15 protein-coding genes are annotated in these 16,298 nt (G+C 49.1%); 5 read left to right on the top strand and 10 right to left on the bottom strand.

Translation table 11 applies throughout. From position 1 onward, the window contains the following. The first annotated feature begins 257 nt into the window (after window positions 1-257). Window positions 258-641 carry a hypothetical protein gene (locus J7438_RS23055; RefSeq protein WP_209278429.1) on the top strand — a complete coding sequence of 128 codons (384 nt, stop codon included), beginning with the start codon at window positions 258-260 and terminating at the stop codon, window positions 639-641. A gap of 296 nt (window positions 642-937) precedes the next feature. Here the strand turns inward: J7438_RS23055 and J7438_RS23050 are convergent, their stop codons facing one another. The 8 genes from J7438_RS23050 to J7438_RS23015 all read right to left on the bottom strand — a co-directional run bounded on the left by J7438_RS23050 (window position 938) and on the right by J7438_RS23015 (window position 9,524). After that, window positions 938-1,726 (bottom strand): thioesterase family protein, encoded by a 789-nt coding sequence (locus J7438_RS23050; protein ID WP_209202992.1) that lies wholly within the window; start codon window positions 1,724-1,726, stop codon window positions 938-940. Window positions 1,727-1,861: 135 nt separating this feature from the next. Next, entirely contained in the window at window positions 1,862-2,992 is a 1,131-nt protein-coding gene (locus tag J7438_RS23045; RefSeq protein ID WP_209278428.1) for an acyl-CoA dehydrogenase family protein, read from the bottom strand. A gap of 27 nt (window positions 2,993-3,019) precedes the next feature. Beyond that, window positions 3,020-4,231, bottom strand: a complete 1,212-nt coding sequence (locus J7438_RS23040; RefSeq protein WP_209278427.1) for an acyl-CoA dehydrogenase family protein — start codon at window positions 4,229-4,231, stop codon at window positions 3,020-3,022. A 43-nt stretch (window positions 4,232-4,274) separates the two neighbouring features. Then, entirely contained in the window at window positions 4,275-5,426 is a 1,152-nt protein-coding gene (locus J7438_RS23035) for an acyl-CoA dehydrogenase family protein (protein WP_209278426.1), read from the bottom strand. Window positions 5,427-5,716: 290 nt separating this feature from the next. Beyond that, window positions 5,717-6,757, bottom strand: coding sequence for a Gfo/Idh/MocA family protein (locus J7438_RS23030; RefSeq protein WP_209278425.1), 1,041 nt, complete (start codon window positions 6,755-6,757; stop codon window positions 5,717-5,719). 178 nt (window positions 6,758-6,935) lie between these two features. After that, window positions 6,936-7,748 (bottom strand): DUF547 domain-containing protein, encoded by an 813-nt coding sequence (locus J7438_RS23025; RefSeq protein ID WP_209278424.1) that lies wholly within the window; start codon window positions 7,746-7,748, stop codon window positions 6,936-6,938. An 84-nt stretch (window positions 7,749-7,832) separates the two neighbouring features. Next, window positions 7,833-8,696 carry a DUF547 domain-containing protein gene (locus J7438_RS28485; RefSeq protein ID WP_209202998.1) on the bottom strand — a complete coding sequence of 288 codons (864 nt, stop codon included), beginning with the start codon at window positions 8,694-8,696 and terminating at the stop codon, window positions 7,833-7,835. A 21-nt stretch (window positions 8,697-8,717) separates the two neighbouring features. Beyond that, a complete protein-coding gene (locus tag J7438_RS23015; protein ID WP_209278423.1) occupies window positions 8,718-9,524 on the bottom strand; it encodes a glucosaminidase domain-containing protein in 807 nt (268 codons plus the stop codon). Between the two features lie 268 nt (window positions 9,525-9,792). Here J7438_RS23015 and J7438_RS23010 point away from each other — a divergent pair, with 268 nt between their 5' ends. Together J7438_RS23010 and J7438_RS23005 are read left to right on the top strand one after the other, a co-directional pair. Beyond that, window positions 9,793-10,404, top strand: coding sequence for a Yip1 family protein (locus J7438_RS23010; RefSeq protein WP_286196849.1), 612 nt, complete (start codon window positions 9,793-9,795; stop codon window positions 10,402-10,404). A gap of 279 nt (window positions 10,405-10,683) precedes the next feature. Next, window positions 10,684-11,199, top strand: coding sequence for a SprT family zinc-dependent metalloprotease (locus J7438_RS23005; RefSeq protein ID WP_209278422.1), 516 nt, complete (start codon window positions 10,684-10,686; stop codon window positions 11,197-11,199). On the opposite strand, the gene recQ is transcribed toward J7438_RS23005, so the two are convergent. After that, window positions 11,155-12,981, bottom strand: coding sequence for a DNA helicase RecQ (gene recQ, locus J7438_RS23000; protein ID WP_286196848.1), 1,827 nt, complete (start codon window positions 12,979-12,981; stop codon window positions 11,155-11,157). The genes J7438_RS23005 and recQ overlap by 45 nt on opposite strands. 82 nt (window positions 12,982-13,063) lie before the next feature. After that, window positions 13,064-15,196 carry a hypothetical protein gene (locus J7438_RS22995; protein WP_209278420.1) on the bottom strand — a complete coding sequence of 711 codons (2,133 nt, stop codon included), beginning with the start codon at window positions 15,194-15,196 and terminating at the stop codon, window positions 13,064-13,066. A 268-nt stretch (window positions 15,197-15,464) separates the two neighbouring features. On the opposite strand from J7438_RS22995, the gene J7438_RS22990 reads away from it, so the two are divergent. Together J7438_RS22990 and J7438_RS22985 are read left to right on the top strand one after the other, a co-directional pair. Continuing rightward, on the top strand, window positions 15,465-16,052 hold the full coding sequence (locus tag J7438_RS22990; RefSeq protein ID WP_209278419.1) for a YecA/YgfB family protein: 588 nt from the start codon (window positions 15,465-15,467) through the stop codon (window positions 16,050-16,052). 108 nt (window positions 16,053-16,160) lie between these two features. Next, window positions 16,161-16,298 (top strand): IS4/Tn5 family transposase DNA-binding protein (locus tag J7438_RS22985; protein WP_209278430.1); only part of this gene is annotated, 138 nt, incomplete at its 3' end.

Below are 16,298 nucleotides of genomic sequence, written 5' to 3'. Positions count from 1 at the left end.
CATTGACATTTGGGAATCGGATTCTGATTTATTGTCGCCGGATTTTGATTTATTTGCGACCGGGTCAGAACGGGTCAACAACCACCATGACTGGCTTGAAGAGTTCCTGCAAGGATAAACCAGTTGTTACAGCAATTCCCGACGAACCCTGAAGCACAACAGCCACATGAGATGCAGAATAGGTAAAAAAATCATGCCCGCACAATTCTTCGACTGAAATTGTATTATGTTACTCAATCGTTGTCGTCGGGTAAGTCATGGGTATGGCTATTCAGAAAGATGTCAGGCAATTCAGTGCTTCTTACTTGATAAAAACAGTGTCAGAATGTTTTGACAGCATCCAAGATCTTTATCTGCTTCCTATTGATGATACTGGCCTCTTTTATTCGGGAACCTGCCGATGTGATGACTGCTGCATTAAAAACGAGGGCAAGAAAAATCAAACCTTTTACCACAATATTATAGGCGGCTGTATCATCCATCCGCCCAGAAAAACCGTCATTCCTTTAGCGCCGGAAGCGATTTGCCGACAGGATGGTTCCACAAAAAATGATTGTGAAAAAGCAGCAATAAGACGTTTTCTGGCGCAGACAAAACACGACCATCCACGCCTGAAACTAGTGATTCTGCTTGGAGGCTGAACGAGAATAGTGCCCGCCCAGGCGACCCCATAGCGAGGATGGCAGAAAATTGAGGATAAAAAGTCGGAAATTTTTGGTGAATAGTGGTTCTATTTGCTAAAAATTTCCGATTTTTTAGACCAATTTGCTGCCACCGCACGACTGCATGGATGCAGGAGCTAGAGCAACGCAGGAGCAGTTGCCGCGTAGGGCAGTCTATTCTCGGTCAGCCTCCTGGTACACCATTTCAATAATTACAGCAAAGCTCTGTTGGACTTGTTCCCAAGGGGGACCAAGGCGATGTATAACGTGATTATCTAATTCAGTAAGACAACCTTGTCTTCAGGCACGCGAATGGTTGCAGACTGTCGGCATACAGCCACCAGTTTGCCGGTACTGTCCCACATCTCTCCCTGCTCTTCCAGAACGCCATTCGCTAACATACGGCTGCTGAATTTGGTGGCAATATAGCCGGGCGCAGGCTTTGCCAGACACTGGACTGTCAGGTCCAGGGTCGGTAACCAGCCCATAACTCCCGTTCGCATGCCTAATGCCCGTGGCAAGGCATCAGCAAAGGTCAACAGTGCCAACAGATCAGCGGGTCGATTATCCGCAAAGCGAAGCCAGCCGTAATGTTCCATCCGCCCTTTTCCCCCGTCATGGAAAAACTGGAAATCATCAGGCACCAGCCGTGTTTCCACTTGTTCACGAAAAGAGATGATATCAGCAGGCAACAGTTCACAGTCCTCTGGCGGGGGCATGACGGGGGCGCTGAATTCGTTGCAGGTTGCACCGTCCATGGACCCGATATTCCCGTAAGTGGCCATGAGTTGCACACAGGGCTTACCGTTTTGCGTTAAAGTCGCTATCCCCTGAGAAAAGCGTTTCCCCTGTCGGTGAGTAGTTACTTCAATCTCAGCACTGCCTGCATCCGCCGGATTAATAAAAGTTGCCGTGGCGGAAATGGGATCACAATGATTGTACTCGCCCCGGGAAAAAGCCTTGCCCATGGCCCGTGCAACAATGGACATCATATAGCCACCGTTTGGCGCAACGCGAAAGAACCAGTCCTTCGATATCTGTGCCTGCCAGCGATTTGTCCCCACAGATTCAACACCTGTAGCCAAATCAAATTGATACGACATGACTCACCAATAGAGAAATAGAGTAGATTCAATCAGCGGGCTTTAACCTGACATCCGTCGGCCAAGCCCCCCGATAAGTTGAGCATTGACCGTTATTTATTGTGCAGCGGCAAAACGCCGGGTATGGAAGTCAGTGCTGCCAAACAAATACTGGATGGTGGTCAGTCGTTTGAACAGATGACCAACATCCAGCTCATCGGTGACACCAATGCCGCCGTGTAATTGCACGGCTTCCTGGCCAATTAAGCGGGCCGCTTTGCCCACCCGGCTTTTCGCGGCAGAAACGGCTTTTGGCGCAATACCCTGATTCGCATCCAGCTGCATGGCGGCCATAATGAGAATGGAGCGTGCCTGCTCATACTCTATAAACATATCGGCCATACGGTGTTGCAGGGCCTGGAAACGGGCAATGGGAACACCGAACTGTTTTCTGGTCCGGGTATATTCGACTGTTTTCTTATAAGCAACTTCCATTGCCCCCACCGCTTCGGCACACAAGGCCAGTGATGCCCGGTCAATCATCTGTTCGATAACAGGGAGTGCTTTACCTTCAGCGCCCAGCAGGTTACTGGCCGGTACCTTGACATCAGTAAAGCTGACTTCAGCCGCCCGGTGTCCATCCACTGTTGTATAACCACGAATATCAATCCCTGCCGTCTGGCTATCAACCAGTAACAGGCTGATACCGTCAGCGTCCAGCTGCGCTCCGGAGGTACGTACCGCCACGATCAAATAGTCAGCAGCCGGGGCATTCAATACCACGGACTTCTGGCCATTGAGGGTATAGCTGTCATCCTCAGAGGTGGCGGTCATGGCAACATCAGCAAGGTTGTATCGGCTTTGCGGCTCAGCAAAGGCAAAAGCCAACTGCAGCCGACCTTGCATCAGCACACCCAGCAGCTCCTCCTTCTGGGCCTCGTTGCCGGTAGCCGCTATTAATCCACCGCCCAGGATGGCACTTGCCAGAAAGGGCTCCACCACCATGCCTTTACCGAACGCCTCCATGACGATCATAAGATCAACGGCGGAACCCCCAAGGCCACCATCGGCCTCAGTAAAAGGAACCATCAGCCAACCCAGCTCGGCAAACAGTTGCCAGTGATCGTTACTGAACCCCGTTTCGCTATCCACCAGTTGGCGGCGGCGATCAAAGTCATAATCCTGTTGAACAAATTTGGCAACGCTGTCCTGCAGCATCTTCTGTTCATCGCTATAAGAAAAATTCATACGTCAATCCTCAGATGCCTGCGTTGCTCAAAGTCCAAGCACCGCTTTGCAAATAATATTTTTCTGTATTTCGTTGCTGCCCCCATAAATCGACACTTTGCGATTATTAAAATATTTGGGAGCACTATTGGCGGCGGTACCTGGCCCAACCGCTACACCATCAAACCCATCGACAAACTGCTCTTTGACAAAGGGCATGCTGTAATAACCGGCGACCTCTACATAGAGTTCATCGATCATCTGGGCCACTTCGGAGCCTTTGATTTTGAGAATCGACGATTCCGGACCAGGCGCAGATCCTGTACTGACAGCGGCCAGGGTACGGAGATTGGTGTATTCAAGGGCCAGCAGTTCGATTTCCACCTCGGCCAGCTTTTGGGAAAAGGCCGGGTTGGTCAGTAAATTTCCGCCTGCCCCGGTGATGCTGTCAGGGGTTGATGCGGCAAGCTCCTTCAGAGACTTCATGCATTGCCTGGAAATGGCCACCCTGGCTATACCGGTGCGCTCATGGGTCAGCAGCACCTTGGCATAGGTCCAACCCTTGCCCTCTTCCCCTATGCGGTTGGCCACCGGCACTCTGACGTTATCAAAGTGCACTTCGTTCACTTCTCTGTGACCATCCAGCGTGATAATGGGGGACACGGTGATGCCCGGGTGATCCATATCAATCAATAGAAAGCTGATGGCTTCCTGATTTTTTACCTCAGGGCTGCCGGTGCGCACCAGGCAGAATATCCAGTCGGCATAATGGCCAAGGGTGGTCCAGGTTTTGGTGCCATTAACAATGTAGTCATCGCCGTCACGTACGGCAGTGGTTTTCATAGAGGCAAGGTCAGAACCGGCATTAGGCTCGGAATACCCCTGACACCACCAGACATTGGTCGCCAGAATATCCGGCAGGAACCGTTGCTTTTGCTCTTCAGTTCCAAAGGTGTAGATAATTGGTGCCACCATCTTTAAGCCAAAAGGTATGACATCCGGCGCGCCCGCTTTGGCACACTCTTCCGCCCAGATATGCTTTTGGGTTGGAGACCAGCCAGTGCCGCCATGCTCAACAGGCCAGTTGACGCCTGCCCATCCCCGGGCGTGCAGGATTTTTTGCCAGGACACATAGTCTTCTTTGGTCAGATGTGTACCTTTCAGCGTTTTTTCACTGATATCCGCAGGCAATTTATCAGCGAGAAACGCCTGAACCTCTTTTTGAAAGGCGAGTTCTTCAGGAGAAAAATCAATATTCATAACAACGTCCCGGTTACTTATTATTATTTAAGGTTCGCAGATCTCAGCTCGCGGCTTTAACCATATTTCGAGCAATAATCATGCGTTGGATTTCCGAGGTGCCTTCGTACAAACGGAACAAGCGCACATCCCGGTAAAAGCGTTCAACCGCGTACTCGGAGATATACCCCGAGCCGCCATGAATCTGTACTGCCCGGTCAGCCACCCGGCCCACCATTTCGGTAGCAAACAATTTGCAGCAGGAAGCTTCTGTACTGATTAACTGTCCTTCATCACGCTGCCGGGCAGCCTCCATCACCATGCATCTGGCCGCATAGATTTCGGTCTTACAGTCTGCCAGCATGGCTTGAATCATCTGGTGTTCGGCGATGGGTTTGCCGAATTGCCTGCGATCCATGGCATACTGCAGGGCATCGTCTATCAGACGTTGGGCAATACCAACGCTCAGGGCAGCAATGTGCAAACGACCACGGTCGAGTACTTTCATGGAAGCAATAAACCCTTCGCCTTCCTTGCCGCCAATAAGGTTCTCTACGGGAACGCGGACATCATCAAAAATGACATCTGACGTATGGGAACCGGCCTGTCCCATCTTTTTATCTTTAACCCCCAGGGAAATGCCTTCGCTACCGGCATCAACAATAAAGGCTGATATGCCCCGGGCACCTTTAATGGCAGGATTGGTACGGGCCATCACCGTGAAAGTACCTGCCCGGGGCGCATTGGTGATAAATCGTTTGGTACCATTGAGTACATAATGATCACCTTCGAGCCTGGCGGTAGTTTTGATCGCAGACGCATCTGACCCCACATCCGGCTCGGTCAGGCAAAAAGAGCCAATCAACTCCCCGGTGGCATATTTTGGCAGGTATTTCTTTTTTTGATCATCAGTACCATCAAAGACGATGGCTGCGGAACCAATGCCATTGTTGGTACCAATCAGTGAACGAAAAGCCGGTGAGGTGCGCCCCAATTCCATGGCCACCAGGGCTTCTTCCTCCATAGTTAATCCCAGTCCACCGAACTCCTCCGGTATGGTTAACCCGAATAAACCCAGCTCTTTCATCTCCCTGATAATCGCTTCGGGAATTTCATCCTGTTCGGCTACCTGAGCCTCAGCAGGCACCAATCGACCCTGGACAAAGCGGGCAATGCTATCCAGCAACTGGTCAAGAGTTTCCTGATCTCTAATCATTGGTTTACCCTATGGTCTGGAACGATTCCTGTGGCCAGACAACAACTGTTCTTATTATTTAATCATTTTGCAATCCATTAGTTTCGCTTTGCGAAATTAAATGTCAAAATAAACAAAACCCATCGATTAATCAACCGAAAAAATTAAATATGGGGGAGTGCTTAATAAAGGCGGGGCGATTACACAAAACAAACATCAGTCGTTTATTTGAAGGTATTTCTTGCAGGTCACGAGTCGGTTCCCATATGGGAACCGACCTGCATCAAGACTGTTTTACCCGGGTTCGGGAATCAGCATTCCGGGTAATCGATATCGACCCAGTTGCGATGATTTCGTGACTGCTCGGCAGCGGCACCAATGGCACAGAGCTGAGCCATCCGCACCGGGTTATTTCGGGTCTGGCCGCCGCTGAGCAAGGCATCAAAGAAGTCTTTAACCGACTCATGCATGCCGGGCCAGCCAGCAATTGGCAATATTGGATCGATCTGTTCACTGCGCCAGTCCTGGTCACCCTTAACGCGCACGCGGAACTCGCCGGTGAAATAACTGGCGGTCAGCTCACCTTCGGTGCCATAAACCTCCAGCACAGTTTCATCGAATGCTGCGGCAGAGGCGATATTAGCCCGGAAGGTGGCACTCACCTTGCCAAAATCCAGCACTGCCTGACTCTGACTCTGGGTGCGTGTCTGAATATATTCCTGATCCTCAAACACCATAACCCGCAGTGGCAGCTGGCTGACAACACGACAGATAACATCAATGTACCAGGGGGCAATATTGTTCATCAGCGACAGGCCGTTGTCTGTCAGCGGCCCCCAGCTGGAATTCAGGCGCAGGTTGATATGGCGTATGTCACCCAGCAGACCACTTTGGGCACACTCAAATGCTTTTGCAAACACCGGAGCATAAACCAGCTCGGTATCGCCATGGAGCAGCTGCGGTGCACTCAGAAGCTTGTCCACCATGATAGGGATACGTGCCGCCTCGTGAGAGATCGGTGGCTCGTAAAAAGTCGGCACCCCGGATTGAATCACCTGAAGCAGATACTGTTCATGGAGTTTGTCAGGCACGGCCAGAAAAACTGCATCCAGTGTTTCTTCGGCCAGCATGGTTTCCAGACAGGTATACAGCCTGAGAGAATCGCCAAGGCTATTACGGGCTTTTTCCAGGGTGGCTTCACTGCGGGCACAAACGGCAACAATTTTTGCCCGGCCATCTTGTTGAATAGCCGGAGTGTAGGCTTCAGCGCCCCACCAGCCATATCCAATCAGTGCAACTTTCAGAGGTGCTGCTTTGTCTGCTGAGGCAACAGACAGTACTTCCTGACTCATTAACATTTGCTCTTGATAACTGGTAATACCCGGCAAAATTAACAGAACCCCGGGGATGAACCAATACGATCATGGTGTGGGGATGGAATAAACGCAAGATGTCTGACGCAGAGCAATAATATCAGTAGCAAGACAGGAAAGATAAAATGGCCAAAATATAAACAACAACGCTATTTTATTACGGCCTGTACTCATTAAGCTTCCAGTTGTAGCGGTAACTGATCCGTCCTCTGTAGTTTTCCAATTGATGCTTTAAATCACCGCTGGCAAATGATTTTATCTCGTTCAATACCCCATCTTTATCAATAAAATCATCTTCATACCAATCAAAAATACTGGACAGCACCAGGCGACCATTGACCAGGGTTGCGCCTTTTTTCTGATTAATAAAGCGTCGGGCGGCTGCCTCCAGCTGTTGATCAATCCTGCTTCCCCGGAACGCATCAGGCAATAAATCAGGGCAGCCAATGCTGGCACAGTTCAATGCATAGTGAATCCGGGGATTGTTCCAGATGGGGCGGAGAATTCGATGTTCAATATCGTGCAGGGAGATAGCCTGACCAGCAATCATGATAAGTTCATCCCGCCAGGGCCCCATACGGAACCATCCCTTGCCCAACTTGGTAATGGACTTGACCGGATAGTAATCAAGAATCAGGTCAACGGTTAATGCGTTATAAAGGTTGATCCAATAAGCCAACTGTTCGGTACGATTCAGCTTTCTGGGGTCCAGCCCGGCAAGACTGTTCAGATAACCATCCAGACTCTCTTTTTCAGTTTTGGTAACACGCCCATACTCAACCATATACATTCCGGTTGATTCAGAGAGTATTACGTAGCGATCCAGAAAATTCTGCCATTGCGAGTGATCAACCACCTGCTCACTACTCTGGTCAGCCTTATCCCAATATGACCAGCGATCCGGGGATGGAACCGCCTGGACCGCAATACTGAACAATAAGAGCAAAGCTGAAACGACGTATCTGGCCATACATGGCACCTTTTTTTAGCGTTATTTCAGAGCCATCCTTTGGTGAAGCGCCTGATTAAGAAAGTTGATCGGCAAAGAAACAGGCTACTTCAGCTCATTCAGGCGCCAGTCATATTGGTACTGAATGGTGCCGGTGTATTTTTTCAGCCGCCGGGCATCTGCCTGAGAAGCAAACTGCCGCAGATGTAAAACAACCCCCTCCTGATCAACAAAATCCTGTTCATACCATTCATAGATGCGCGACAGCGTCAGCTTGCCTTCCACCCAGCTCATGCCTTTTTCCTGCCGGATAAAGCGCCTGGCAAGTTCATCCAGCATTGGCTCAGTATTGTCTGCGGTAAACACCATGGGGGACAAATCCGGGCAACCGATGCTGGCACAATTCACCGCATAATGAATACGGCTATCGTCCCATAGTGGTCTGAGAATCCGGTGTTCAATATCATTCAACGTCAGGTTTTGCCCCGCTACCTGGGTGATATCCATATCCCATGGGCCAAACTGATACCACGGGCCAATTTTGGTAATGGATGTAACCGGATAGTGTTCCAGCACCAGATCAACCGTTAACGCGTTATAAACGTTGATCCAGTACGCTTTCTGCTCCGCTAATGAGTATGTCCTTGGGTCCAGGGAGGCCATAGCCGTCAGGTATTTATCAAGCTTGTCCCGATCTTCCTGACTGACCTGTCCATATCGAAAACGATTGCCACCCGGGCGAAGTGCCAGATAGGTATCCAGAATCTCCTGCCAGAGATGGTGATTGATCACCGCAGAAGACTCTGGATTGCTTTTGTCCCAAAATGCCCAGTAGGTGCTGGCAGGCGCTGCCACCACCAGGCCCGGAAGAATGAGTAGCAAGGCACCAAGGGACAATGTTTTTACTGTTCGCCATAGATTGACAAAGCAAAAACGGAGCGAGGCAGAATTGCTGAATGATATGGTCACGGGAATTCCTTCTTTTAATATTTAGCCTTGATTATGTAAATCATACCGCAGCAATTGATTGCTGTTGATCATGGAAAGCAGTTCTTCAATATATTCTTCACCCCGGATGGAATATGCCCGCAAACCATGGGCCAGGTCAGCGCCTGTGACTGGCTCCTGGCTGACTCTTCTCTGCTCCCGCAGCTGCCTCAAAGCCCTGTATTGATGATTGGTGTTCAGGTTGTGCATATAAGCACGGACCGAAGCCGCAACATCCTTAAACTTCTGAACTTCGTAGGTCTCTCCTTCCGGGCGAGCCCCGGGTACAATTCCGCACCCCGGTCTGAAACACCACTGGCCAAAGAAGTTGTTACCCTGTCGGGCAAATCGTGAAGTCCCCCACGCTGTTTCATTAGCCGACTGAGCCAGGGCAAGAGAAGCAGGGATCATATCGACACACGTCAGCAACTCGGCAAAAAACAGCTCATCAAAGACTGACACATCACCTATACGGTACTTTCTACCCATATCAGCCAGCCATAACCGATCGTTCTCCGTCAGCTCTGACTGGGAAGATAACGCCATAATCCGCTGACGATTTTGTAAAATCGTATCATTCTCTTCTTGCACCATCGGCAATAAGAAGCCAAAGAAAGCACTTTTCTTGGCCTTGACATCAACCATGCTGCTGAAATCCGGTATGGTCACAACCGGCAACGCTTCTGTCTTTTCAACCGCCCCCGGTATTTCAGGCCCTGACGCAAACTTACCCTGCCAGTGAATCCCCAAAGACAGCACGATTAACGCCAGAAAAATACCCAACATAATTTTATCAATCTTATTGAGCATGAGTACCTCAGTAAAACATCTTGATCAGCAACAGGATAAAGGCTGATGGCCAAAAAAGGGAGAAAATCCACTAAAAAACGTTCAGTTTCTTTACAAACCGGGCGAAACATGACAACACTTGAGGAGCGGCTTAACGCGGTTCTGCGATGGAAAACCTCTGCAGAGAGCCAATAATAATAACAAAGGTTAAGCGCCGGTCAGTATCAGTATCCACCACTTCAGTGGAAGAAGCGGCCTGATATCCTGCCGAATATATGGAGGCACTGTTATGATCCTAAGCCATTTCTGGGGCTTGCTTACTGAGCCCGACAACGAATGGGTCAGCATTCGCAAGAACCCACCCGGATTGATCCAGCTCTACCTTGGCCAAATCATCTGGCTGGCAGCCCTGCCCGCCATCTGCACTTACATTGGTACTACGATGACTGGCTGGAGCCTTCCCGGCAGCACCAATGTGGTAAGACTCACACCTGAGAGTGCCCTGTGGATGTCCATCCTTGCCTGGATGGCGATGGTCTGTGGCGTTGCGGTCATGAGTTGGTTTATCCACTGGATGAGTGGTAACTTCAACAGCGACCCGTCGCTGGCAGACTGTACAGCCTTTACCTGCTATACCGCCTATCCTCTGTTTCTCATTGGTATCTGCGGTCTCTATCCATCCCTGTGGCTGGCTATTATTGCCGGCACTGTGGCGGTATCTGCCACGGCCTACCTGCTGTACAGCGGTCTCCATATTTTCATGAAGATTCCTCAGGAACAGGGCTTTATCTATGCCAGCTCGGTTCTCTGTATTGGCCTGGTGGTTCTGGTGTCCATTATGATCACTACCGTTATTTTCTGGGGTATGGGCATTGGGCCTGAGTATGTTCAGAGTTATTAGTCCCAACCTTACAGATTAACCCGGATATTTCATAAACTGCCCCGAATCTCGCGCAGGGCTTTGTCACTCTAAGGGATTTTGTGAGGAAGCGCCGTACCGGGGAGTACGGTCGACTGAACAAAACTCCCTTAGAGCGGCGAAGGACAAGCGAGAACGGGAGCATGTTTATGAAATATCCGGGTTAAGCCGTTTTATACGGCTTTTTTTGTGCCTTACGGATTTCACAATCCTGAGCAATCCACTATGATTTGCGGGCAAACTCAGAGAGCAGACAGACCATTGCCGAACGACCTTCACCAAATTGAACAGCGGATTCTTGAGCTTTATCAGGAAGCAGAAAGCTTTTTTCAACAACCGTTTAAAAAACCTTATATTCGACTGGATCTCACCGGGGAGACAGCGGGTCAGGCGTGGATTGAAAAACATCAACTGCGCTTTAATAAAGTGCTGCTTCAGGAAAACCGTGAGCACTTTATCCAGCAAACCGTTGCCCACGAGGTGGCACACCTGCTGGCCTATGAACTGTTTGGCCGAAACATCCGGGCTCATGGCAGAGAGTGGCAAGGGATCATGACCAGGGTATTCAGACTTCCCGCCGATCGTTGTCACCGGTACGACACCGGAAGAAGCAGCCGGAAGCAGTGGCTCTATCGATGCCACTGTCAGGGCAAGACGATTCACCTGAGCACCATACGACACAACCGCTCACAACGGGGAACGGTCTATCTGTGCACCGCCTGTAAAGGACCATTAACATTTCTCGGTAACGCCCTGGCTGCCCCCCAAAACTGCTAATAAGTCATCGCCGTATTTCTCCAGCTTAAACTGACCTATTCCAGTGATTCTCGACAATTCAAGATGGGATTGAGGACGCACCTTTATCAGCTCCATCAGGGTCTTGTCGTTAACGATGACATAAGCGGGGACATTCTGTTCTTCAGCATGGGTACGGCGCCACTGGCGCAAAGCCTCCCACAACTGCTGATCATGGGCTTCCACCACCACACGACCAACTTCCCGGTATTCCTGCTCATACCTCCGGGAAGGCTCATAACGATCACGGCGTAACTGAATACGCTCATCACCTTTTAACAGTGACCGGCAACGCTCATTCAGTTTAAGGGCACCGTGACTGTCGTGATCCACATTCACGTACCCTCTGGCCACCAGCTGGCGATAGACCGACCGCCAGCTGCTCTGATCCAGCTCGGTACCAATACCAAAAGTGCTCAGACGATCATGACCAAAACGGCGGATTTTATCGGTGCTTTTCCCCAACAGAATATCCACAAGATGAGCCACCCCGAAGCTCTGCCCGCTCCGGTAAATACAGGACAACGCCTTGCGGGCAACTTCGGTCCCATCCCATATTTCCGGTGGCTCAAGACACAAGTCACAATAGCCACAGGGTTTATCCAGAGGCTCATCAAAGTAATTCAACAACACCTGTCGTCGACATCCGGTCACCTCACAAAGCGCCAGCATGGCTTCCAGCTTTTGCTGCTCTATCTGTTGAATATGCACACTGGCACTGGAACGGGCCTGAAGCTGTTTGAGCAGCACCACATCCTGTAAGCCATAAACCATCCAGGCGGTCGCGGGCAGACCATCACGCCCCGCTCGGCCGGTCTCCTGGTAATAGGCTTCAATACTTCTTGGCAGGTCCAGGTGGGCCACAAACCGCACATCCGGTTTATCAATCCCCATACCAAAGGCAATGGTCGCGACAATGATGATCCCTTCTTCGACAATGAACCGGTGCTGGTTTGCCCGCCGTTCTTCCGGTGAAAGCCCGGCATGGTAGGGCAGCGCCTTTCGCCCTGACTGCGTCAACCACTGGGCAGTCTGCTCCACTTTCTTACGGGAAAGGCAATAAACAATACCGGAATCTTCGGGATGCTCTTTATTAAGAAAGTTCAGTAGCTGTTGTTTACCCTGCTTCTTCTGGCTGATCCGGTAGAAAATATTGGGTCGGTTAAAGCTATCTATAAATACCCGGGCAGCTCCAAGCCCCAGTCGTTCACGGATTTCCTGCCGGGTTCTCTGATCGGCCGTCGCTGTCAGGGCAATTCTGGGAACCCCGGGAAACCGTGTTTGCAAACAGGAGAGTTGCAGGTATTCCGGCCGGAAATCGTGCCCCCACTGAGAGACACAGTGAGCCTCATCAATGGCAAACAAAGCCACCTGAATCTGATCCAGTAGCCGCTGCATCGACTCAGTCAGCAGTCTTTCCGGCGCTACATACAATAAATCCAGATCACCGATCAGCAGTTCCCGCTCAACCTGAAGCCTGTCTTCCCCCAGCATGGCGGAGTGCAGACAGTCGGCACGAATACCCAGCTCCCGAAGACTGTTAATCTGGTCATCCATCAAGGCGATCAAAGGAGAAACGACAACTGCCGTACCACCTCTTAATAACGCGGGGATCTGGTAACAGAGTGATTTCCCACCCCCTGTAGGCATCAATACCAGGGCATCACGGCCAGCAACGATTTCATTAATTACCTCTTGCTGGAATCCTCGAAAGGACGGGTAACCAAATGTATTTTTTAAAATATCCAGAGCAGGATCAGGCATTGAACATAATCGCATCTGATAAAAGGCCAAGTATACGGATACTCGCCAACATCTTCATCAAATCCTGATAGGATCCAACAAATCATACTATCGTCATATGTCGCCCACCTGTTTCAATACATAACTTTAAATCTCTCGATAAGTTATTGACAAATTCATCATTCTCATGGGGATTATTGTGCACCTCTATCGCGGTCAAATAATGACCAACCCATGAAGCCTTACACAACACCTTTACCCTGTTCATGTTCTCATAAAGAAGAATGCTGACCAGCTTCTGGCCTCCGGTTGAGAATCGGTTAAAATACGGCACCAGTTCACGAGCTGGCTCGTGTTTTAATTGGGGACACCCTCGATAACTGGCAACAATTGAAAAGCTGCCCGCCTTGGCTTTTCCCAGTTTGAGAAGATACTCGGCACATAAGCTATTGGACAATGATTTTGCCGCCATTAATTCCTGACGAATGTCATTCAATGCTTTCACCCAAGCCACTACATTTGATGTATTTTCCTGACTTTTACAAATGGCAACGGCAATCTCTAAAAATTCACTCCCATTAGCCTGTAAACTTAATTCTGGAAATACCTGACCGGCATAATCCTGATAATTGAAATTTAAATATTTATCAAGATACTCTTGAAACTGGGCATTCCATAAACACCTGCATTCAGCTAAAATCGCTTGTTTTAGAGCACTCAAATAAGAAACACCATAATTCTTCAGTGTATCAATATTACCCTCAAGCCAAAAATCAAAAAACTGTTTTTTTCCTGAAGGATACCAGCGAAGTAAATTTGAGCATCGCACCACAATCTCTTCCATGCCAGCATGATTACCATCAGACTGGATACCTCTTATTATTAAACCTTCATTATATTCAGACACCCAGTTAAATTTACTCAACTGCCACCGCACATCATACTTACTCAGAGTAGTATCACATAAAAACACCTTATTATCTTTTAACAAAAAACCTTTTTTAAAATAAGTTTTTCTGGTTTTTGGCTTTTTTGAAACAGAAGATAATAGGCTATCGTCACTGTTACAACGCCTCAACCCGCCATCATTCAGTGCTCGAGCAGCAAGCAAACCTCCGGCATTCCCGGTTATCTCTTCGATGTCCAGGAGTAGCCGCCTTGAAGCTGCCGGCTTGATTTGTCTCTCTACCACCCGTGCCACCTTACCATGAAAGTTCAGATTTATTTTTGCTTCATTCAGGCGCCAATTACCACTTTTACTCAAAGAACCAAGACTGATCATCACAGAAAAAGAACAAGGTAATTTCAGTTTTTTTGCCTTACCATCTGCATTGATATACTCATTGTAAGTCACAGTTGATTTCAAAACACACCGCCAGTCGTTTAGTTCCAAAATATGAGTGCAGCTTGAAGATCCTGAGCAACTCAGTTTCACCCCCATTTCAGAGAAGCACGCATATAGCTGATTCAACAAGCCTTGCCCAAGAAGAATTTTCAAGGAATCCGACAGCTCAGAACCCTGCCCCTCAAGATATGAAGCCATCATCCTCTCAACCTCATGATTACTGACAGATTCATCTGCAAGATTCAAACTGCACTTATAGTTTTTGGTGTTGAACTTGTGTGGTTGAGCACCATGCGTACCTTCTTTAATAATGGTTAAATCAACCCTGCCTACGTCATTCTGATACGATTCTTCATATTTCCTTAATCTGACTTTTTCGGTTCCCCCATTTGCCAGATAAGCCGCACAATCCCGGATGGCATCGTTATCACAAATCTTACGTGCCATTTCATGGGGAAGTGTTTCCTCAACATCATTGAGCTTGCAGGAGAAGGTTACCGGAAAAAAAAACGCAGAAAAGCAATCTTTTGCTTTTGCCGACTGGTTTGGGATCCCTCTCATAACATCCACTGCAGCCCCGAATTCAGCTCGCCCCATAGGAGACCTTGCACTGGTCGACGCTGCCTCAACTCTTGACCGGGATATCCTGCCACGTATTTCTGAACTGACTTTTCCGGCAAGTTGCCTATCACAATGCACAAGCTCCCGTCGATCTTTAGCATACACCGGTTCCTCAGCAGGCCTTTGACGCATTAACATCAACCTCAAAGATTTAAATGGCCTTACTGATTTGCCATCCTTCATGCGCCCTTCTCTAACAGGCTTATCCCTTTGGTCATCAGATCGCAAGCTATATGTTTTGCAGGGTCTACCTACAGGCTTATTATCCATACTCAATCTCCAAGGATTCACCATACATATGAACGACATTTGATGTTTTTTGTTTTACGTCCAACCGTATCAGAGACTGTTTGGACGGCTTATGGGCTGATCACTCCACTCAATCAGACGTTAGCAACCAACATTTAGTTCTATACGAAGAAAAAAACAGTGATGCTCATTATCAGGTAACCCATCATGATAAAGGCTTCACCGGACAGACTTTTATCTCCACCAAAGCCAGAGTAAAATCCCTCCTCAAACTTTCAGGATACCCTCTATGTCCAATACCCGTGCTTCTGTGGAGGCGCTGTTACAGCCTTTTACGGAACAAAATGAAGGAACTCTTGACTACCATGGCCTCCACGGTTTCCTGACGGCCCTGACCATCTGCCCCATAGACCTGACCGAGCAGGTACGGAACGAGTGTATTTTTGATGGTGAGGTTGAGCTCCCTGCTGCCAGTGCCAATGAGTTGAATGAACTTATTGCCAGAATGCAAACGACCATCGACCGAGGATTTAACGACGAAGATGAGGGCTTCTCCCTCTCCTGCGAATCCGAGGAACTGGAAGACCATGACGATGAGGCCCTCGCCAACTGGTGCATCGGCTTTATGGTGGCTCACTTCCTCGATGAAGACACCTGGTTCGGAACCAATGAACAGGAGGTTTGTGAACTCCTGCTGCCGATCATGCTGGCCTCAGGTCTGTTTGATGATGAGCAGGAGTTTCAGGATATTCGCAGGGACAGCAAGCTCACAGAAGATATGTGCGGCCAGATTCCCGAAGTGTTGATGGAGCTTTACCTGATCTTCAACGCACCGGAAGAGAAAAAGCCACACCAACCGGGAAAACGGCGTTCGTAGTCTTGTGCAGGAAATTACTAATACACTCAGAGCTTCCCCTGGCTCTGTGCTATCTCTTAGTCACAAATCCTAATCTTGGTTTATCCTTTTTTGAGGTAAACCAAGATCATGATTCCCCACCCCCCTCAACAATGGGCTGAACAGACTTTCGGATGCGCTGACTTGGGTGATAAACGTCGAACCAAAAGGCTGGTACAGGTAGCAGGTGACCTGTCTGCAAATACCGGCTCCTCTTTGGCAGCCTCT

It is taken from the genome of Thalassotalea sp. G20_0, assembly GCF_017744175.1.
GTDB lineage: Bacteria > Pseudomonadota > Gammaproteobacteria > Pseudomonadales > Endozoicomonadaceae > Endozoicomonas.
The sequence above is the reverse complement of the archived record's forward strand: the minus strand, read 5'-3'. Positions and strand labels throughout refer to the sequence as shown.